The organism is Belnapia sp. AC561, from assembly GCF_979252845.1.
The window spans coordinates 59,189-76,866 of record NZ_CEEDBP010000013.1 but is presented as its reverse complement, the minus strand read 5'-3'; the positions used below and the strand labels follow the sequence as shown (position 1 = coordinate 76,866).

Genomic DNA, 17,678 nt, shown 5'->3' with positions numbered 1-17,678 from the left:
GACCGCCACGCCGACAGGGCCGGGGGGCGCCCTTCCGGCGGCAACCACCAGCAGCCCGATGGGGGCGGAACCACGCGGCAACCAAGGGCGGTCAGGCAGGGGGCGTGCTGATGCGGATCATTCTGGCGCAGCCAAGGGGCTTCTGCGCCGGCGTCGTGCGGGCGGTGGATATCGTCGAGCGGGCGTTGGACAAATACGGGGCGCCGGTCTTCGTCCGGCATGAGATCGTGCACAACCGCCGGGTGGTGGAATCGCTCCAGGGCAAGGGCGCCCGCTTCGTCGAGGAACTGGATGAGGTGCCGAGCGGCGCCGTCACCGTCTTCAGTGCCCATGGCGTCTCCCGCCGGGTGGAGGCGGATGCGGCCATCCGCGGCCTGCCGGTGCTGGATGCGACCTGCCCGCTGGTCTCCAAGGTGCATACCGAAGGCCGCCGCTACATCGCCCAGGGGCGTGCCGTCATCCTCATCGGCCATGCCGGCCATCCGGAAGTGGAAGGTACCCTCGGGCAGATCCCGGGGGAGGTGCATCTGGTCGCGAGCCCCGCCGCCGTCGCCGCCCTGCCCCTCGCGCCCGACCGGCCATTGGCCTATGTCACCCAGACCACGCTCTCGGTCGATGATACGAAGGCGGTGATCGAGGCCCTGCGGGACCGCTTCACGGATCTCGTCGGGCCTGATACGCGGGACATCTGCTATGCCACCCAGAACCGCCAGACCGCCGTTCGCGAATTGGCTAGGCGGGTGGACCTGTTGCTGGTTGTAGGCGCCGCCAACAGTTCCAACTCTAACCGCCTGCAGGAGATCGGGTCGGAACAGGGGGTACCCTGCTACCTGATCCCGGATGCCGCCGCCCTCCGGCCGGAGTGGCTGCGGGGGGCGGAAACGGTGGGAATCACGGCCGGGGCTTCCGCCCCGGAGAGCCTGGTGCAGGAGGTGATCGCGGCGCTGGGCCGGCTTGGCCCTGTCGAGATCTCGACCCTGCCCGGCCTCGTCGAGGATGTGTCATTCAAGCTACCGGCAGCGCTGGTGGAACCGGAAGCCAGCGCGGCTTCGTAGGGGGACGGATTATGGGTATTCCGCTGCGGCAGCAGATCAAGGTCGGCGCCTACGTGGTCAAGCAGCATCTGGCCGGGCGCAAGCGCTACCCGCTGGTGCTGATGCTGGAGCCGTTGTTCAAGTGCAACCTGGCCTGTTCCGGCTGCGGCAAGATCGACTATCCCGATCCCATCCTGAACAAGCGCCTCTCGGTCGAGGAATGCCTGGACGCGGTCGACCAGACCGGCGTGCCGGTGGTCGCCATTGCCGGCGGCGAGCCGCTGCTGCACAAGGAGATGCCGCAGATCGTCGAGGGCATCCTGGCCAAGGGCAAGGTGGTCATCCTCTGCACCAATGCCCTGCTGCTGGAGAAGCGGATCGAGCAGTACAAGCCGCATCCGAATTTCACCTGGGACATCCACCTGGACGGCGACAAGGACCACCACGACTGGGCGGTGAGCCAGAAGGGCGTCTATGAGCGCGCCGTCGCCGCGCTGAAGGACGCCAAGGCCCGCGGCTTCCGCGTCGCCATCAACGCGACCCTGTTCGACAACGCCGAGCCCGAGCGCATGGCGAAGTTCTTCGACGACGTCACCGCCATGGGCGTCGATGCCATCATGGTCTCCCCCGGCTACGCCTACGAGCGGGCGCCGGACCAGCAGCACTTCCTCAACCGCAAGAAGACGAAGGAGCTGTTCCGCGGCATCTTCTCCCGCGGCAAGGACAAGGGCTGGAAGATCGGCAACTCGCCGCTGTTCGTCGATTTCCTCGCAGGCAACCAGACCTACCACTGCACGCCCTGGGGCAACCCGACGCGCAACATCTTCGGCTGGCAGCGCCCCTGCTACCTACTCGGTGAGGGCTATGCCAAGACCTTCGCCGAGCTGATGGACAGCACCGACTGGGACAAGTACGGCGTCGGCAACTACGAGAAATGCGCCGACTGCATGGTCCATTCGGGCTTCGAGGCGACCGCGGTCATCGACAGCGTGAAGCACCCCTGGAAGGCCATCGCCCGGCAGATCACCGGGCCGAAGACCACCGGCGAGATGGCGCCCGAGATCGACCTCTCGAACCAGCGCCCGGCGGATTACGTCTTCAGCCGGCATGTCGAGCAGACCATGGCCGAGATCGCCCACGAGCCGCCGCCGGCCAAGAAGACCCGCGGTGCCAAGCATGGCGGCACCCCGGCCGTGGCTGCCGAATAGGTTGGGCCGAGTAACCGGGGCCGATTGAGCAGGGTGGGTTGCATCCCGGTCTAAAGCCGACCACGTTAGTACGGATATAACCCACCAGCCGCTTTGGCAGGACACCGCTCCCATGTTCATCGAAACCGAAGGCACCCCGAACCCCGCCACCCTGAAATTCCTGCCCGGGCGGGACGTGATGGGCACGGCCGGAACGGCCGACTTCGCCTCCGCAACCTCGGCCGCCCGCAGCCCGCTCGCTACCCGCATCTTCGCGCTCGGTGGCGTGGCGCGCGTCTTCCTCGGCGGCGACTTCATCACCGTGACGCAGACCGATGACGCCGAGTGGTTCACCCTGCGCCCGCAGGTGCTCGGCGCCATCATGGACCACTTCATGGCCGGCCAGCCGGTGCTCGAGAGCGACGGCGAGGCGGAGGACGAGGAATTTGATCCGGCCGATACCGAGATCGTCGACCAGATCAAGGAATTGCTGGACACGCGGGTGCGCCCGGCCGTTGCCGGCGATGGCGGCGACATCGTCTTCCGCGGCTTCCGCGATGGCGTGGTGAAGCTGCACCTTCAGGGTGCCTGCTCCGGCTGCCCCTCCTCGCGCGCCACGCTGAAGCACGGCGTCGAGAACATGCTGCGGCATTATGTGCCGGAAGTCGTGGCGGTCGAACAGGTCGACGCCTGATCGGTTCGCCACCATCACCTTTGGTGATGGTGGCAATCCCGGTACGTCATTGGCGTACCGGGCCTATAAGGCGATATCGGTGGCTGAACGACAACCGGAGTCCGCCCCGATGACCCTCGAAGCCCCTGTCCTCGACCAGCTGTTCCGCGAAGCCCGCACCCATAATGCGTGGCAGGATCGCACCGTGCCGGATACCAAGCTGCAGGAACTTTACGACCTGCTGAAATACGGCCCGACCAGCGCCAATAGCTCCCCCGCCCGCTTCGTCTTCATCCGCACCGCGGAAGGCAAGGCCAAGCTCAAGGGCGCGCTGTCCGAAGGCAACATCGCCAAGACCATGACCGCCCCGGTTACCGTCATCGTCGCCCACGACACGAAATTCTACGACGAGCTGCCCAAGCTCTTCCCGCATGCCGATGCGCGGTCCTGGTTCGCCGGCAACGATGCCCTGGCCGAGGTGACGGCCTTCCGCAACGGCACCCTGCAGGGCGCCTACCTCATACTGGCCGCCCGTGCCGTCGGCCTGGATGCCGGCGCGATGAGCGGCTTCGACAATGCCAAGGTGGATGAGGCCTTCCTGGCCGGCACCAGCTGGAAGTCGAATTTCCTGGTCAACCTTGGCTACGGCGACGAGAGCGGCCTCTTCCCGCGCAGCCCGCGGCTGAGCTTCGACGAGGCCGCCCGCCTGGAATAGGCCGTCTCAGCCCGGGCCGTTGGCGCCGGCTGCCGGGTCAAGCCGGTAGCCGCCGCCCTCGGTCAGCAGCAGCCGCGAATTCGCCGGATCCGGCTCGATCTTCTGCCGCAGCCGGTAGATATGCGTCTCCAGCGTATGCGTGGTGACGGCGCTGTTGTAGCCCCAGACCTCGTTCAGCAGGATCTGCCGGCCCACCGGCCGGCTGCCGGCGCGGTACAGGTACTTCAGGATCGCGCATTCCTTCTCCGTTAGCCGGATCTTGCGGTTGCGCGCCTGTTCCAGCAGCAGCTTGGCGGAAGGCCGGAAGCTGTAGGGGCCGATCAGGAAGACCGCATCCTCGGAGTTGTCGTAGACGCGCAGCTGCGCCCGCAGCCGGGCCAGCAGCTCGTTCAGTCGGAAGGGCTTGGCGATATAGTCGTTCGCTCCGGCATCCAGGCCCCGGACGACATCCTGCTCCGCATCCGCGCCGGTCAGCATGATGATGGGGATCTTCACCCCCTGGCGCCGCAGCTTGGTGCAAAGCTCCCGCCCGTCGCCATCCGGCAGCCCGATATCCAGCAGTACGGCGTCGAACCGGCTGGAAACCTCGGACAGCATCCGCTCGGCCTCCTCGGCCGTCGTGGCTTCAGCGGGTTCGAATTCGCCATCGAGCGAAAGCTGCTCCGCCAAGGTCGCCCGAAGGGCGACGTCATCATCCACGATCAACAATGGGCGCGGACCGGCCATGCCATCTCCAGGGAGCGATGTCGTACTTGTGGTAGCACTAAAGGGCGCACGTGGCGAAGCTGTGGCGGGGTGTCAAGCGATACCTCGGCCGCAGGCAACCGTATTGCAAGCGTGATCAATATTTCGGTCATCCTCCTGTCAGCCGCCGTTTCCACGCCACATTCGGGGGGCGCTATGCGGCTCGGATGGACCTAGACTGATGATCATGCCCCTTTCGATCGCTCCCGGCCCGAATGTTGCCGGGCTTCCGGATGCCGCCACCCTTGCCCTGCGTGCCGTGCATCGCGCCGCTTCCGAGCTCCGGCGTGGCACGCCCGTGCTGCTGCGCGGCGGCGACCACGCGCTGATCCTCGCCGCCGCGGAATCGGTCGGTGCATTGGGCCTCGCCGAGCTCACCGGCCTTGCCAAGGGTCCCGCGGTGCTGCTGCTGGCCGCCAGCCGGGCCGCCACGGTTGCACCGCCCCCCGCATTGCGCCCCGTGCCGGATATGGAGGATGCCGAAGTCGCCCTTCGCCTGCCCGCCAGCCTGCTGGACCCGGCCCTGCTGCGGTCCCTGGCGGACCCCACGGCGGACCGCCTGCCGGATGGCCAGCGCAGCGAAAGGGTCGCCGCACCGCCGCTCGCCGCCGCCGCCCTGGCCCTCGCCAAGCTTGCGCGCCTGCTGCCCGCCGTCATCGCCGCGCCGCATGCCCTGCTGGCCCGCGACGGCCTGCTCACGGTCGAGGCCCAGGATGTGCTGGCCTATCCGGTCCAATCGGCCACCTCCCTTCGCAAGGTGGCGGAGGCCGCGGTGCCGCTCGATGGTGCGCCCGATAGCCGCATCGTCGCCTTCCGCGCCGCCGATGGCGGCATCGAGCATCTGGCCATCCTGGTCGGCCGGCCGGAAGCCATGGCCGCCGAGGGTGAGGCCCCGCTCGCCCGCATCCATTCCGAATGCTTCACCGGCGACCTGCTGGGATCGCTGCGCTGCGACTGCGGCCCGCAACTGCGCGGCGCCATCCATCGCATGGGCGAAGCCGGCGCCGGCGTCCTTATCTATCTGGCGCAGGAAGGCCGCGGCATCGGCCTGGTGAACAAGCTGCGCGCCTATACCCTGCAGGATGCCGGGCTCGACACCCTGGATGCCAACCGCGCCCTCGGCTGGGGCGCCGATGAGCGCAACTTCATGGTCGCCGCCACCATGCTGGAACAGCTCGGCATCGGCCGGGTGCGGCTGCTGACCAACAATCCGGACAAGCTGGCGGCGCTGGCCGCCTGCGGCATCGGCGTCGAGGGCCGCGAGGCACATGCCTTCGCCCCGAACGGGGTGAACGACCACTACCTCGAGACCAAGGCCCGCCGCTTCGGCCACCTCCTCGCGTGAGCGGGGATCCCGCGGCCGGCCATGCCCTGGTGCGGCCGGACGGCCTGCTGCGCTTCGCCGGCCAGACCTGGCGCTGCGCCCTGGGCAAGGGCGGCATCCGCCGGGACAAGCGGGAGGGTGACGGCGCCACGCCCGTCGGGCTGCTGCCCCTGCGCCGCGTCTTCTACCGCGCGGACCGGCTGGCCGCGCCCACCTGCCGCGTTGCGGTGGAGCCCATCGCGACGACGGATGGCTGGTGCGACGACCCCACCCACCGCGACTACAACCGCCGCATCACCCTGCCGCATGACGCGCGGCATGAGGTCTTGTGGCGCGACGACAGCCTCTACGACCTCATCGGCGTGCTGGGCTGGAACGACGGCCAATCCGGCGAGCCGATCGCCCGCGGCCGCGGCAGCGCCATCTTCCTGCATCTCGCCCGGCCCGACCTCGCGCCGACGGAAGGCTGCATCGCCCTGCCGGAGGCGGCGCTGCGGACCCTGCTCGCCAGTGGCCTGACCGCGATCGAGGTTACCGATTAATTTCCTGCTGGACATAATTCGTCCAGCTCCGACAAAATCCGCTCGTTGCAATCAAGGATCCCGGGGTTCACCCGGGACAACGGGAGGACGCAGTCATGTCGGATATGTTCAGTGCCATCCTTGCCAAGCCCTGGGCTGCCATCGGCGCCCTGCTGGCCGTCGGCGCCATTCTTGGCATCCTCGGCCTCGGCACGCCCGGAGCGGCGCTGATCGGCCTCGCCGGCATGCTCATCATGTATGTATCCGCCAAGGGCCCCGTCGCCGGGTAACCGATCCCGGCCTACCCCCGGGCGCCGAAGATCGCCGAGCCCACCCGGACATGGGTGGCGCCGCAGGCGATCGCCGCCTCGAAATCGGCGCTCATCCCCATGCTCAGCACTGGCAGGCCATGCCGGGCCGCCAGTTCCGCCAGGAACAGGAAATGCGGCCGCGGGTCCACCTCGGCGGGCGGGATGCACATCAGCCCCCGCACCGTCAGGCCCCAGTCCTCCCGGCAGGCGCGGAGGAAATCCTCCGCCTCGGCGCGCGGCACCCCGGCCTTCTGCGGCTCGTCCCCGGTATTCACCTGCACCAGCAGCTCCGGCGCCCGGCCTTCCTTGGCCATGGCCTCGGCGATCGCCACGGCCAGCTTCGGCCGGTCCAGGCTCTCGATGACATCCGCCACCCGCACCGCGTCGCGCGCCTTGTTGGTCTGCAGCCCGCCGATGATATGCAGGCGCAGCCCGGGCCAATCGGTCCGCAACGCGGGGAATTTCCCCGCCGCCTCCTGCACCCGGTTCTCCCCATAGACCATCTGGCCGGCGGCCAGGGCGGCGGCCACGGCCTCGGCGGGGTTGGTCTTGGACACTGCCACCAGGGTCACCGCCCCATCCGGGCGATTGGCGCGGGCGATCGCTTCGGCGATCCTGGCCCGGATCCGGGCGAGGTTATCCGCGATGTGGGAAAATTCGGTCATGCGATGCGAAGGCTAAAGCATAGCCGGCCGTGGCGGAATCGCCCGAATGCGTAATTGGGCGCGGCCACACTGTGGCTGTCCTGCACTCTATCTGTTCAGCGACCCCCAGCGCCTGCCGGACCCGGTACCGGCCGCGGCTCGCCTGCCCGCCGGGGCCGCCGTCGTCGCCCGCGGCCTGGCGCCGGCAGTCCTGCTGAGGCTGGTGGCCACCGTCCGCCGGCATCGGCTGCGATTGCTCGTATCCGGGGACGGACGGCTGGCCTTGCGTCTCGCCGCCGGGCTTCACCTGCCGGATCGTCGCGGAACGGCGGGACTGCTGCCCTTCCTGCTCGCCCGCCGGCGGAGCCCGCACCTCCGGCCGCTGACCGTCGCGGCCCATGGCAGGGCCGGCCTTTCCCGCGCCCGTCGGCTGGACGCGACGGCCATCATCCTCTCGCCCGTCTTCCCGACCCTCAGCCATCCCGGCGCCCGGGCGCTCGGTCCCCTGCGGTGGGCGGCGCTGGCGGCCCGGGCCGGCCGGCATCCGGTGGTCGCGCTCGGTGGGGTGACACGCGCCAATGCCGCCCGATTGCCGCCGCGCGCTGCCGGGATCGCCGCCATCGGCGGGTTATCCGGCGGCCCCACCAGGGGCCGGTAGCCGGGTAACAATTGTCGCTCACGGGCATGTGGCGCCAGCGCCACAGTGTCTCAGGGAAGTCGCGTTATGCCCCGTTGCACGGTTGCCCGGCTTCATTGCGCTGGATCATAGTCCCGTGCGGACCCAGCCATGTCCGGCCGCCGGTGTATGCCGGGCCGGATATGGCACCTGTCAAAGCAGCTAACCCTGCGGGGGGGCGGTGGGTCGAGGGAACAGCCAGGCGTGCTGGCGAGTGAGGAGGTTTTATGATGCGCAAGATTCTGCTGGGCACGACCGCGGTGGTCGGCGCGGCGCTCCTGGCCCCGGCAGTTGCCGTGGCGCAGGAAGCCCCGACCGTCCGGATTGGTGGCTTCTTCCGGGCTTACTACGGCAATACGCAGCAGTCCGGTCGTAACTCGACCACGCCGACCACCCTGGCGACCAACACGGCCCCCGCCACGGGCAACCTGCCCCCCGACGGCTCGGGCATCGCCCGTCTGTCGAAGAACGACTTCAGCACCGACGCCGAAGTCCATGTCTTCGTGAACGGCAAGACCGCCAATGGCCTCAGCTACGGCGCCGTGGTCGAGATCGCCTTCAACCAGCAGGAAGGCCGCAACATCGTCCAGCAGCGGGCCAGCACCGGCAAGACCACCGCGAGCATCGACGAATACTACGCCTTCATCGCCTCCCCCACCTTCGGCCAGATCCGCTTCGGTGACGAAGACGGCCCGGTCGGCGGCCTGATGAACAGCGGCGTCATCACCAACTTCGGTACCGGTGGCGTCTACGGCGACCGTGAGTCCTTCATCGTCCGCCAGGCGAATGCCCGCACGATGGCCTCCCCGGGCGCCCTCGGCGACAACACCAAGATCATCTACCTGTCGCCGCAGTTCTTCGGCTTCGACTTCGGCGCGTCCTTCGCGTTCAACTACAACGAAGGCGAAGACACGGGCTGCTCGACCAACGCCGCCTCGGGCTTCTGCGACGCCGCCTATGCCTTCACCGGCGCCAGCAACTTCGGCGTGGCCGCGGCCGGTCCGAACATGGCGGTCCGCCGCAACGAATACCAGGCAGCGCTCCGTTGGCGCGGCAGCCTGGCCGGCGTCGGCCTGGCCGTCACCGGTGGCTATGTCGGCGCCGGCGCAGCCAAGGAACTGTCGATCGTTGGCGTGCAGCAGCGGGTGTTCAATGCTCTGAACGTCTTCCAGGTGGGTGCCCAGGCCTCGGCCTATGGCTTCACCGTCGGCGCGCAGTATGAGCATGGCGATGCCAACTTCTTCTGGGGCAACTCCATGCGCGGCGACCGCCCGATGGACCAGATCTTCGTGGGCGCCAGCTACACCGCCGGTCCGTTCACCTTCGGCGGCAACTACGTCATCATGACCAACGAAGGCGCGAGCCGGACCAACTACGCCTACAACGCCGCGAACGTGCTGACCCGCACGCCGAATGCGGCCGGTGCTGCTCTCCAGCATCGCGTCGCCTGGGGCGTCGGCGGCAACTACCGGCTGGCGCCGGGTCTCGACCTCGTGGCCGAGTTCAGCAGCTTCACCGTTGCCGAGCGTGGCCGCGATCTCGACCCCCAAAACGCTGGCGTCCAGGACAAGTCGACCACGAAGGTGCTCATCGTCGGCACCCGCCTGGCCTTCTGATCTTCGGACCTGCGAAATGGGGGCAGCAGGGCAACCTGCTGCCCCTTTTTCGTTATTAACCCATTTGTGGCTTGATCCCGCAGGGAACCCGCCTATCGTGCGGGCGCCATGAAACCTGCCCTCCTCGCCCTAGGCGTGCTGCTCCCCCTCGTCTCCGCCTGCGGTGGCAACAACCAGCGTCTCGTGCAGAACGACGAATACGGTGATTGGCGGAATGGCGCGGCCCGCAACCGGCCCCTCGGCGCAAGCGCCGGCCTCGTCGTCTTCGGCGTGGACAAGGACCGCGAAGCACGGGAAGTCGCGGCCAGTGGCGGCGGCAGCGGCCTCAGCGTGAATGCCTATCTCTGGCGTGCCACGCTCGATACCCTCTCCTTCATGCCGCTTGCCTCGGCGGATCCCTTCGGCGGCACCATCATCACCGAATGGTATACCCCGGCCAGCGCCAACAACGAGCGCTTCCGCGCCCAGGCCTATGTCCTCGGCCGCCAGCTCCGTTCGGATGGCGTGCGCGTGCAGGTCTTCCGCCAGACCCTGGACCGCGGCCAATGGGTGGATACCCCGGTTTCCGCCGCGACGAATTCCGATCTCGAGGACAAGGTCCTCGCCCGTGCCCGCGAGCTGCGGAGCCAGTCGGCCTCCCGCTGAGGGCAATCCTGCGCTGAGCGCCAAAAAGGGCGGCCGGAGCGATCCGGCCGCCCTTTTCGCATGCGCTACTCCGCCGCCACGCCGCGCACCGGCGCCGGCTGCCGCAGCGCCCGCGGCCGTCCCAACAGGTCGATCATCGCCGGGAAAACCACCAGGATGAAGACCGGCAGCAGGGTCGTGCCGCCCACCACCACCACCGCCAGCGGCTTCTGCAGGTCGGAGCCGATGCCGGTCGCCACCGCCGCCGGCAGCAGCCCCACCATGGCCGCCAGGCAGGTCATCATCACCGGCCGCATCCGGTCCACGCCCGCCTGATCCAGCGCCTGCCGCCAGGGCATCCCGTTGTCCCGCAGCCCGTGGAAATGGGACAGCAGGATGATCCCCTCCATCACCGTGATGCCGAACAAAGCCAGGAAGCCGATCGCCGCCGGGACGCTGAAGTGCAGCCCCATCGCATCCAGCGCCGCCACCCCGCCGATGCAGGACAGCGGCAGCAATCCGAAGATCAGCAGCGTATCCCGCAGGCTGTTGAACTGGACGTAGAGCAGCACCGCGATCAGCGCCAAGGCCGCCGGCACCACCACCTTCAGCCGGGCGATGGCATCCTGCAGGTTACGGAATTCGCCCACCCATTCCAGCCGATAGCCGGGCGGCAGCGGCACGTTCGCCGCCACCCGCGCCTGGGCTTCCTCCACGGTCGACTGCGCATCGCGCCCGCGCACGCTGAACTTCACCGGCACGTAGCGCGCCGCATCCTCGCGGTAGATGTAGCTGGCGCCCGAGACCAGGCGGATATCTGCCACGTCCCGCAGGGTCGCGCCCGATTGCGGGCTCACCGGTACCCGGCCGATCGCATCCAGGCTGTCGCGATAGGGCGCATCCAGCCGCACGGTGATGGGGAAGTTGCGATCGCCGCCATCCTCGTACAGCCGCGCCGCCTCCTGCCCACCGACCGCGGCCTGGATGACCTGGTTGATGTCGTTCATCGCCAGCCCGTAGCGGGCCGCCCGCGCCCGGTCGATGCGGATGGAGATGGTCGGCTGCCCCAGCGTCCGGAAGGCGGCGAGGTCGGCAATCCCCTCCACCTTCTCCATCTCGGCGCGCAGCTGCTCCGCCAGCCGCGCCAGCACGTCCAGCTCCGGCCCGATCACCTTCAGCGCATTGGCGCCCTTCACGCCGGAGGACGCCTCCTGCACGTTGTCCGAGATATACTGCGAGAAGTTGAAGTCCACGCCGATGAACTCGCGGGCCAGCCGGGCCTGGATGATGGAGACCAGCGCATCCTTGTCATGCGCCGTGGTCCATTGGCCCATCGGCTTCAGCGGCACGAAGAATTCGGCATTGAAGAAGCCGGCGCTATCCGTACCGTCGTCCGGTCGCCCCTGCTGGGAGGTGATGGTGATCACCTCGGGGAACTCCATCATGATGGTGCGCATGCGGTTCACCGCCGCATTGCCCTCGGCGAGCGAGATGGTCGCCGGCATGGTGGCGCGCATCCAGATGCTGCCTTCCTCCAGGGTCGGCAGGAACTCCCCGCCCATCCGGCCGAACTGCAGCACCGCGATCAGCAGCAGCACGCCGGAAACGCCCAGCGTCGCCAGCCGCCGCCGCATCGCCAGCGCCTGCAGATACTCGTGCGCGCGGCTGAGCCAGCGCACGATCGGCATGATCTTCTCCTCGGTCTCGTCCTTGAACAGCGCGCCGGCCAGGGCCGGGGCGACGGTGAAGGTCGCCAGCAGGGCGCCGCCGATCGCATAGGCATAGGTCTTGGCCATGGGTCCGAAGATCCGCCCCTCGATCCCGCCCATGGTGAACAGCGGGATGAAGGCGGCGACGATGATCAGCGCCGAGAAGAAGATCGCGGTCGAGACCTCGCCCCCCGCCCGCAGCACGATCAGCGGCACCCCGGACAACCCGCGCGCCGCCACCGCCGGATGCGGCAGCCGCCCGGTGCGGTGCTGCGCCTTGTGCAGGTGCAGGTGGCGGTAGACGTTCTCCACCAGGATCACCGTCGCATCCACCAGCAGCCCGAAGTCCAGGCTGCCGAGCGACAGCAGGTTCGCGCTCTCGCCCCGCAGCAGCATGGTGATGACGGCCACGAAGAAGGCGAAGGGGATGGTGGCGCCGACCACGATGGCGCCGCGCAGGTCGCCAAGGAACAGCCACTGGATGAAGACCACCAGGAAGATGCCCATGATGATGTTCTTCACCACATGGTGGGTCGTCACCTCGACCAGGTCCTTGCGGTCGTAGATCGGCACGATATGGACGCCGGGCGGCAGCACGCCCCCGGCATTGATCGTCGCCACCTCCCGCTCCACCGCGCTGATGGTCGGCTGGGTCTGCTCGCCGCGCCGCATGAGCACGACGCCCATGACCACGTCGTCATCCGCCTCCTGTCCCGCGATGCCGAGGCGCGGCAGGCTGGCGACCTCGACCCGCGCCACGTCGGAGAGCAGCACCGGCACGCCGGCGGCGGAGCCGAGCACCACGTTCCGCACGTCGTCCATGTTGCGGATCAGCCCGACGCCCTGGACCACCGCGGATTGCGGCCCGATGTCGATGATGCCGGCGCCGACCGTCGCATCGCCATTGCCGATCGCCTGCACCACCGCCGGCAGGCTCAGGCCGAAGGCGTTCAGCTTCGGCAGGTCGATGATGACGTTGTAGGATTTCGTCGGCCCGCCATAGGCGGTGACATCCACCACGCCCGGCACCCGCTTGAAGCGCCGCTGCAGCACCCAGTCCTGCAGCACCCGCAGATCCGTCAGCGCGAAGCCGGGCGGGCCGACGATGCGGTAGCGCAGGATCTCGCCGATCGGGCTCCAGGGGCTGATGCTGGGCTGCACGCCGGAGGGCAGGTTGATCTGCGTCAGCCGGTTCAGCACCTGCTGCAGGGATTGGTCGTAGTTGTAGGCGAAGGTGAACTGCGCCGAGACCACGGAAAGCCCGAACAGCGAGGTGGACCGCACCTTCGACAGGTTCGGCATCCCCGACAGCCCCACCTCGATCGGGATGGTGATGTAGCGCTCGATCTCCTCCGCGCTCTGCCCTGCATTCTGGGTGATGACGACGACGGTGGGCGGCACCGGATCCGGATAGGCCTCGATGTTCAACTGCCGGAAGCCGGCGAAGCCGAGCCCCATGAAGGCGAGGAACAGCAGGATCACCAGGGCCCGCTTCTCCAGGGCGAAGGCGACGAGATGGCGCATGCGGGCTCCTAGGCGGACACGCGTCGGCGCGCCCGGGCATTGGCTCGGGGGGTCGGGGAAGGGCGCCGTGGGACAGCATCGGGCGCCTGCCGGTATTTCGCATGCGGGCACTTACCGCTGCCGCGCACCGCGGCTTAAAACATTGCCATCCCAGGGCCTTGCAGCCTTACGGCTTGGCCATCCTGCCGGGGTGCCAGGGTCGCCGTGCCGTGCCAGGATGCGGGGCCCTGATGTCCCCGATACACTCCCTCCGCCCGGGCGCCGCCGCTGCCCTGGGCGCCCCCGCCATCGCCATGGGTGCCACCTTCCTGGCCTTCGGCGCCGCCGTGGCGGCGGCCGGGCTCGGCCTGGGCTGGGCGCTCGGGGCCTCGCTGCTGGTCTATGGCATGGCGGGGCAGCTGGTGCTGCTGCAGCTCGGCGGCGCCGGAGCATTGCCGGCGGCGCTCGGCGCGACGGTCGCCAATGCCCGCTTCCTGCCCATGGCCCTCGCCATCGCCCCCTGGCTCGGCCGGGGATGGCACCGCTGGCTGGCATTGCCCTTCATCGCCATCACCCCCTGGGCGGCGGCCATGCGGGTGCTGCCGGGCCTGCCGGAGGGCCAGCGGCTGCCCTGGTTCCTCGGCTTCGCCCTGGTCTCCTGGCTGGTCGCCGGCCTGGCCACCGCAGCCGGGCATCTGGCGGCGCCGCTGCTGGACCCGCTGGTCCTCGCCGCGCTGCTCTTCACCAACCCGCTCTACTTCGCCCTGCTGCTCGCCGCCGACCTGCGCCTGCCCGGCCCGCGCCGGGCCATCCTGGCCGGGGTGCTCGCCGCCCCCGCCGCGCTGCTGCTGCCACCCGCCTGGGGCCTGCTGGCGGCCGGCATCCTGGGGGGGACCCTGGCCTTCCTGATCGGCTGGCACCGTGCCCGCGGCTGACCAATCCCTGCTGCTCGCCGCGGCCGCGATGCTGCTGCTGCGCGGGCTGGGCCTGCTGGTCGCCGGCGCCCTGCGGCCGGACCATCCGCTGATCGCCTGGGCCGCCGCAGTCTCCCAGGCGACCCTTGCCGCCTTCGTCGCCCTGGCCGTGGTGGCACCCAGCGGCGCCGTGGCCAGCATTCCCCTGGCGGCGCGGCTCGCTGGGCTGGCCGGCGGCCTGCTCGGCTATGCGGCGCTGCGCGGCCGGCTGCTGCCCTCGCTCGGGGCGGGGCTGGCGGCGCTGCTGGCGGTGCGTGCCCTGCTACAGTAGGCCGAGCGCCCGCAGCTCGGCCCGCAGCTTCTCCGGCATCTCGGCCGCACCCAACGCCTCGCTGCCCGCCACCACATCGGCCGGCGCCGCCTCCGGCGCCAGGTAGCGCCAGCCCTGGAAAGCCTTCACCTGCCGCGCCGCCACCGGCACCAGCTCGGGGTCCAGCACCAGCCCGGCGCAGCGGGTCCCGTCGTCCCAGGCATCCTCGGTGACATCCAGGATGCGTTGCCGCACCTGGATGAAGCCGGCGACGACCCAATAGATCGAGCCACCCTCGGTCAGCTCCGCCGCCCGCTTCGGCATCATCCGGGTCTGATGGCGCAGCGGCGGATCCACCATCGCGCGCCGCGCCTGGATATTCCGCAACTGCCCCACATCCTTGGGGCCGACCGACAGTTTGAGAAGGTGCAGCACGCCTCCGCATGTACCCCTGGCACGCCACGCCGCAAGGGCCTTTCGTCAGCCATGCTTGACCCCACGCCGCAGCGGCCGAGACTGGCGCCAACGTCCCCAGGGGAAACTCCACCATGCGCCTCGGCCAAGGCTCCGCCCGCCCGACTACCCGCTTCCGCGCCCTGCTGGCGCGCGGCACGCCCCTGGTCCTGCCCGGCTGCTACAACGCGCTGACCGCCCGCATCCTGGAACATGCGGGGCACGAGGCGATCTACATGACCGGCTACGGCACCTCGCTCAGCCTGCTCGGCCTGCCCGATGCCGGGCTCATCACCCTGACCGAGATGGTAATGAATGCCCGCCTCATCGCCGGTGCCATCACCGCCCCGCTGATCGCCGATGCCGATACCGGCTTCGGCAATGCCATCAACACCGTCCGCACGGTGGAGGAATACATCCGCGCCGGCGTCGCCGGCATCCATATCGAGGACCAGGTCGCCCCCAAGCGCTGCGGCCACGTGGCGGGGCGGGAGGTGATCGACCGCGAGGAAGCCGTGGCCAAGATCCGCGCCGCCAGCGAGACCCGCAACGCCCTCGACGCCGATTTCACCCTGATCGCCCGCACCGATGCCCGCGGCGCCCATGGCGGCTCGCTCGAGGAGGCCATCACCCGTGCCAACCTCTTCCTCGAGGCCGGGGCCGATCTCGCCTTCGTCGAGGGCCCGGCCAGCAAGGCGGAAATTGCCGAGGTCTGCCGCCAGGTGAAGGGGCCGGTCTTCTACAACCAGACCGGCATCTCGCCCCGGCTGTCGGAGGCCGACATGGTGGAGCTCGGCATCGCCGTGACCATCCTGCCGGGCGCGGTGCTGCGCCAGACCATCATGGCGGTGCACGACCTGGCCGTCGCCATCAAGCAGCAGGGCTCGATGGCCGAGGCCGAGGTCGATGCCCGCACCAAGACCCATCCCCTCGGCAACGTCCATCTCTTCGCCGGCTTCGACCGCATCCGTGCGCTGGAGGAGGCCTACCTGCCCGCCTCCGCGCAGGAGAAATACGAGGGTACCCTCGGCCACATGCCCGAGGCCAAGGGCTGAAGCCTCAGCGAACCCGGGCGAGATCGATGGCCGGTTCCGGCTGCGCCGAGGACGGGGCCGTGGCCGGCGCCGCCGGCGGCGTGCTGACCGGCCCGGCGCGATATTCCGGGGACCGGTTGCAGCCCGGCTCGATCGGGCGCCAGTCCATGGTCCGGCACTGCCGTCCACCCTGGCAGTAGCCGACGACCTGGCCTTCCGTATTCACCAGGGTGCCCACCGCGCAGGCGTTGCGCATCAGGGCGGGATGCACCCGCATTTCCGACCAGCTCAGGCTGGGACCGGACATGGTGACCTGGCGCACGGCAGCCAGATCGGCCTCGGCCGGACCTTGCGGATCGGCAGTGGCACAAGCGGCAAGGGCGAGTACCGGGAACAGGAACAACAAACGCATGGGGCGAACCTCCTGGACCCGAATTAAGCGAAGGGCTTAGAAGGATCGCGCAACTATTCCGAGAGGTAACGGCTCCGTTCATCACAAGGACGCTGCCGCCCGGACCTCATCCGCCGCCGCAGGCCGCCCGCCGCAGCCCACGCGGTGCAGCCGCCGCCGGCGCCTCCACCAGCGTCAGGAGGCAGGCGCCATAGAGGGCGGTGAAGCGCCAGTCACCGGCACCGCCATGGCCACGGATGGGCAGCGGCCCCGGTCCCTGCGGCCATAGCGCCAGGGTCGGTGCCTGGCGGTCGCGTGCCAGGGCTTCCAGCATGGCGGCGCGCCGCTCGGCATCGGGGTCGAAGACATCGCCGTCGAAGAGCACCACCGCCAGCCGCGGCCCCGTGGCCGGCAGCCCAGCCAGCAGCCGGCGGAAGTCGTCCAGCCCCGCCAGCAGGTTGTTCGCCCGGCTCGCCTCGCCATGCGCCGCCGGGGCGGTGGCGATCACCGCATCCACCAGCTCCGGCCGGGCACTCGCCGCCATGATGGCCTGCCACCCGCCCCGCGACTGCCCGCCCAGCACGAGCTGCCGGTACCCCGCTGCCCGCACTGCCGCCAGGCCCTCCGCCAGCCGCGGCAGGCTGGTGAAGAGCGCATCGTCGCCGGGGTTGCGGTCGAAGCGCAGCACGTCCCAGCCGGCATCGTTGAGGATGGAGACGAAGCCGGGTGCCGTCGCATTCCGCAGGTCCCGGTCCGCCCCGGCATAGCCATGCGCCCAGATCACCACGCCCTTCGCCGCCTGCGGCCCCCGCCGCAGGTGCAGCGGGCTCCAGCGGAAGGGGCCGAGGCTGCCCGTCGCCAGGGGCATGGCGGCCGGGGCGGGATCCGGGCCCACGGCATCCAGGTTGCGCAGCAGGATGCGGCATTCCGCCTGCAAGCCATTGAGGGACCCGCGGCAGCGATCGAGCGCCGCCGCCTCGGCCAGTGCCGGCGTTGCGGCCCCGCCGGCATAGCCCCAGGCGGACCGCCCGGTGGCATCCCGCGCCACTGCGAAGGCCGCATTGGGCACCAGACCTCGGTAGGTCAGGCTGAAATTCGTGACGAGCCCGGCCGAGGGACGTGGCTGGCCCAGCGCATCGAGGCTGAAGACGCCCCGATAATTGGCCTCCGCTGTCTCAGCCAGGACAGGGCAGGCAGCCCCCGAGAGCAGCAGCAGCACGACCAGAATCAGGCGCATCGGCAATCCGCGACAGGAACAACCAGTTTGCGCCCGCCGAGGCCGCCGCGGCAACGGC

19 protein-coding genes are annotated in these 17,678 nt (G+C 69.5%); 13 read left to right on the top strand and 6 right to left on the bottom strand.

All coding sequences use genetic code 11. The features are described from left to right. Positions 1-110: 110 nt before the first annotated feature. The 4 genes from ispH (at position 111) to AC0IW9_RS13090 (ending at position 3,609) form a co-directional block, all read left to right on the top strand. A complete protein-coding gene (gene ispH, locus AC0IW9_RS13105; RefSeq protein ID WP_471648700.1) occupies positions 111-1,055 on the top strand; it encodes a 4-hydroxy-3-methylbut-2-enyl diphosphate reductase in 945 nt (314 codons plus the stop codon). Positions 1,056-1,066: 11 nt separating this feature from the next. Further along, positions 1,067-2,242, top strand: coding sequence for an adenosyl-hopene transferase HpnH (gene hpnH, locus AC0IW9_RS13100; protein ID WP_471648699.1), 1,176 nt, complete (start codon positions 1,067-1,069; stop codon positions 2,240-2,242). A 112-nt stretch (positions 2,243-2,354) separates the two neighbouring features. Then, complete coding sequence (locus AC0IW9_RS13095) at positions 2,355-2,915, top strand: NifU family protein (RefSeq protein WP_471648698.1); 561 nt, start codon at positions 2,355-2,357, stop codon at positions 2,913-2,915. A 109-nt stretch (positions 2,916-3,024) separates the two neighbouring features. Next, positions 3,025-3,609 carry a malonic semialdehyde reductase gene (locus AC0IW9_RS13090; RefSeq protein ID WP_471648697.1) on the top strand — a complete coding sequence of 195 codons (585 nt, stop codon included), beginning with the start codon at positions 3,025-3,027 and terminating at the stop codon, positions 3,607-3,609. A 6-nt stretch (positions 3,610-3,615) separates the two neighbouring features. On the opposite strand, the gene AC0IW9_RS13085 is transcribed toward AC0IW9_RS13090, so the two are convergent. Further along, positions 3,616-4,335 (bottom strand): response regulator transcription factor, encoded by a 720-nt coding sequence (locus tag AC0IW9_RS13085; RefSeq protein WP_471648696.1) that lies wholly within the window; start codon positions 4,333-4,335, stop codon positions 3,616-3,618. A gap of 199 nt (positions 4,336-4,534) precedes the next feature. Here AC0IW9_RS13085 and AC0IW9_RS13080 point away from each other — a divergent pair, with 199 nt between their 5' ends. From AC0IW9_RS13080 to AC0IW9_RS13070, 3 genes are all read left to right on the top strand, one after another. Next, positions 4,535-5,698 carry a GTP cyclohydrolase II gene (locus AC0IW9_RS13080; RefSeq protein WP_471648695.1) on the top strand — a complete coding sequence of 388 codons (1,164 nt, stop codon included), beginning with the start codon at positions 4,535-4,537 and terminating at the stop codon, positions 5,696-5,698. Then, positions 5,695-6,219: a L,D-transpeptidase family protein gene (locus AC0IW9_RS13075; protein ID WP_471648694.1), complete on the top strand. Its 525-nt coding sequence runs from the start codon at positions 5,695-5,697 to the stop codon at positions 6,217-6,219. The genes AC0IW9_RS13080 and AC0IW9_RS13075 overlap by 4 nt, the downstream gene beginning before the upstream one ends. Before the next feature lie 95 nt (positions 6,220-6,314). Beyond that, the gene (locus AC0IW9_RS13070; RefSeq protein WP_471648693.1) at positions 6,315-6,488 is read left to right on the top strand and encodes a hypothetical protein; all 174 of its coding nucleotides are present in this window, start codon (positions 6,315-6,317) and stop codon (positions 6,486-6,488) included. 11 nt (positions 6,489-6,499) lie between these two features. Here the strand turns inward: AC0IW9_RS13070 and AC0IW9_RS13065 are convergent, their stop codons facing one another. Further along, on the bottom strand, positions 6,500-7,174 hold the full coding sequence (locus tag AC0IW9_RS13065) for a YggS family pyridoxal phosphate-dependent enzyme (protein ID WP_471648692.1): 675 nt from the start codon (positions 7,172-7,174) through the stop codon (positions 6,500-6,502). A 46-nt stretch (positions 7,175-7,220) separates the two neighbouring features. Between AC0IW9_RS13065 and AC0IW9_RS13060 the strand changes: the two genes are divergently transcribed. From AC0IW9_RS13060 to AC0IW9_RS13050, 3 genes are all read left to right on the top strand, one after another. Continuing rightward, complete coding sequence (locus AC0IW9_RS13060; protein WP_471648691.1) at positions 7,221-7,811, top strand: thiamine phosphate synthase; 591 nt, start codon at positions 7,221-7,223, stop codon at positions 7,809-7,811. A gap of 245 nt (positions 7,812-8,056) precedes the next feature. Further along, positions 8,057-9,445 (top strand): porin, encoded by a 1,389-nt coding sequence (locus AC0IW9_RS13055; RefSeq protein WP_471648690.1) that lies wholly within the window; start codon positions 8,057-8,059, stop codon positions 9,443-9,445. A 108-nt stretch (positions 9,446-9,553) separates the two neighbouring features. Further along, positions 9,554-10,090: a DUF3576 domain-containing protein gene (locus tag AC0IW9_RS13050; RefSeq protein ID WP_471648689.1), complete on the top strand. Its 537-nt coding sequence runs from the start codon at positions 9,554-9,556 to the stop codon at positions 10,088-10,090. 65 nt (positions 10,091-10,155) lie between these two features. On the opposite strand, the gene AC0IW9_RS13045 is transcribed toward AC0IW9_RS13050, so the two are convergent. Continuing rightward, positions 10,156-13,302 (bottom strand): efflux RND transporter permease subunit, encoded by a 3,147-nt coding sequence (locus tag AC0IW9_RS13045; RefSeq protein WP_471648688.1) that lies wholly within the window; start codon positions 13,300-13,302, stop codon positions 10,156-10,158. 230 nt (positions 13,303-13,532) lie between these two features. On the opposite strand from AC0IW9_RS13045, the gene AC0IW9_RS13040 reads away from it, so the two are divergent. After that, complete coding sequence (locus AC0IW9_RS13040) at positions 13,533-14,216, top strand: AzlC family ABC transporter permease (protein WP_471648687.1); 684 nt, start codon at positions 13,533-13,535, stop codon at positions 14,214-14,216. Next, the gene (locus tag AC0IW9_RS13035; RefSeq protein ID WP_471648686.1) at positions 14,203-14,526 is read left to right on the top strand and encodes a hypothetical protein; all 324 of its coding nucleotides are present in this window, start codon (positions 14,203-14,205) and stop codon (positions 14,524-14,526) included. The genes AC0IW9_RS13040 and AC0IW9_RS13035 overlap by 14 nt, the downstream gene beginning before the upstream one ends. On the opposite strand, the gene AC0IW9_RS13030 is transcribed toward AC0IW9_RS13035, so the two are convergent. Continuing rightward, on the bottom strand, positions 14,518-14,940 hold the full coding sequence (locus AC0IW9_RS13030; RefSeq protein ID WP_471648685.1) for a DUF1489 family protein: 423 nt from the start codon (positions 14,938-14,940) through the stop codon (positions 14,518-14,520). The genes AC0IW9_RS13035 and AC0IW9_RS13030 overlap by 9 nt on opposite strands. Before the next feature lie 113 nt (positions 14,941-15,053). On the opposite strand from AC0IW9_RS13030, the gene AC0IW9_RS13025 reads away from it, so the two are divergent. Then, positions 15,054-16,013 (top strand): isocitrate lyase/PEP mutase family protein, encoded by a 960-nt coding sequence (locus AC0IW9_RS13025; RefSeq protein ID WP_471648684.1) that lies wholly within the window; start codon positions 15,054-15,056, stop codon positions 16,011-16,013. Positions 16,014-16,017: 4 nt separating this feature from the next. Here the strand turns inward: AC0IW9_RS13025 and AC0IW9_RS13020 are convergent, their stop codons facing one another. Together AC0IW9_RS13020 and AC0IW9_RS13015 are read right to left on the bottom strand one after the other, a co-directional pair. Further along, complete coding sequence (locus tag AC0IW9_RS13020) at positions 16,018-16,404, bottom strand: hypothetical protein (RefSeq protein WP_471648683.1); 387 nt, start codon at positions 16,402-16,404, stop codon at positions 16,018-16,020. A 106-nt stretch (positions 16,405-16,510) separates the two neighbouring features. After that, complete coding sequence (locus AC0IW9_RS13015; protein ID WP_471648682.1) at positions 16,511-17,620, bottom strand: hypothetical protein; 1,110 nt, start codon at positions 17,618-17,620, stop codon at positions 16,511-16,513. Positions 17,621-17,678: the final 58 nt, after the last annotated feature.

Coding starts and splice junctions, on each gene's coding strand:
- ispH (WP_471648700.1), top strand. CDS start 111: ATGCGGATCATTCTGGCGCAGCCAAGGGGCTTCTGCGCCGGCGTCGTG.
- hpnH (WP_471648699.1), top strand. CDS start 1,067: ATGGGTATTCCGCTGCGGCAGCAGATCAAGGTCGGCGCCTACGTGGTC.
- AC0IW9_RS13095 (WP_471648698.1), top strand. CDS start 2,355: ATGTTCATCGAAACCGAAGGCACCCCGAACCCCGCCACCCTGAAATTC.
- AC0IW9_RS13090 (WP_471648697.1), top strand. CDS start 3,025: ATGACCCTCGAAGCCCCTGTCCTCGACCAGCTGTTCCGCGAAGCCCGC.
- AC0IW9_RS13085 (WP_471648696.1), bottom strand. CDS start 4,335: ATGGCCGGTCCGCGCCCATTGTTGATCGTGGATGATGACGTCGCCCTT.
- AC0IW9_RS13080 (WP_471648695.1), top strand. CDS start 4,535: ATGATCATGCCCCTTTCGATCGCTCCCGGCCCGAATGTTGCCGGGCTT.
- AC0IW9_RS13070 (WP_471648693.1), top strand. CDS start 6,315: ATGTCGGATATGTTCAGTGCCATCCTTGCCAAGCCCTGGGCTGCCATC.
- AC0IW9_RS13065 (WP_471648692.1), bottom strand. CDS start 7,174: ATGACCGAATTTTCCCACATCGCGGATAACCTCGCCCGGATCCGGGCC.
- AC0IW9_RS13060 (WP_471648691.1), top strand. CDS start 7,221: ATGCGTAATTGGGCGCGGCCACACTGTGGCTGTCCTGCACTCTATCTG.
- AC0IW9_RS13055 (WP_471648690.1), top strand. CDS start 8,057: ATGATGCGCAAGATTCTGCTGGGCACGACCGCGGTGGTCGGCGCGGCG.
- AC0IW9_RS13050 (WP_471648689.1), top strand. CDS start 9,554: ATGAAACCTGCCCTCCTCGCCCTAGGCGTGCTGCTCCCCCTCGTCTCC.
- AC0IW9_RS13045 (WP_471648688.1), bottom strand. CDS start 13,302: ATGCGCCATCTCGTCGCCTTCGCCCTGGAGAAGCGGGCCCTGGTGATC.
- AC0IW9_RS13040 (WP_471648687.1), top strand. CDS start 13,533: ATGTCCCCGATACACTCCCTCCGCCCGGGCGCCGCCGCTGCCCTGGGC.
- AC0IW9_RS13025 (WP_471648684.1), top strand. CDS start 15,054: ATGCGCCTCGGCCAAGGCTCCGCCCGCCCGACTACCCGCTTCCGCGCC.
- AC0IW9_RS13020 (WP_471648683.1), bottom strand. CDS start 16,404: ATGCGTTTGTTGTTCCTGTTCCCGGTACTCGCCCTTGCCGCTTGTGCC.
- AC0IW9_RS13015 (WP_471648682.1), bottom strand. CDS start 17,620: ATGCGCCTGATTCTGGTCGTGCTGCTGCTGCTCTCGGGGGCTGCCTGC.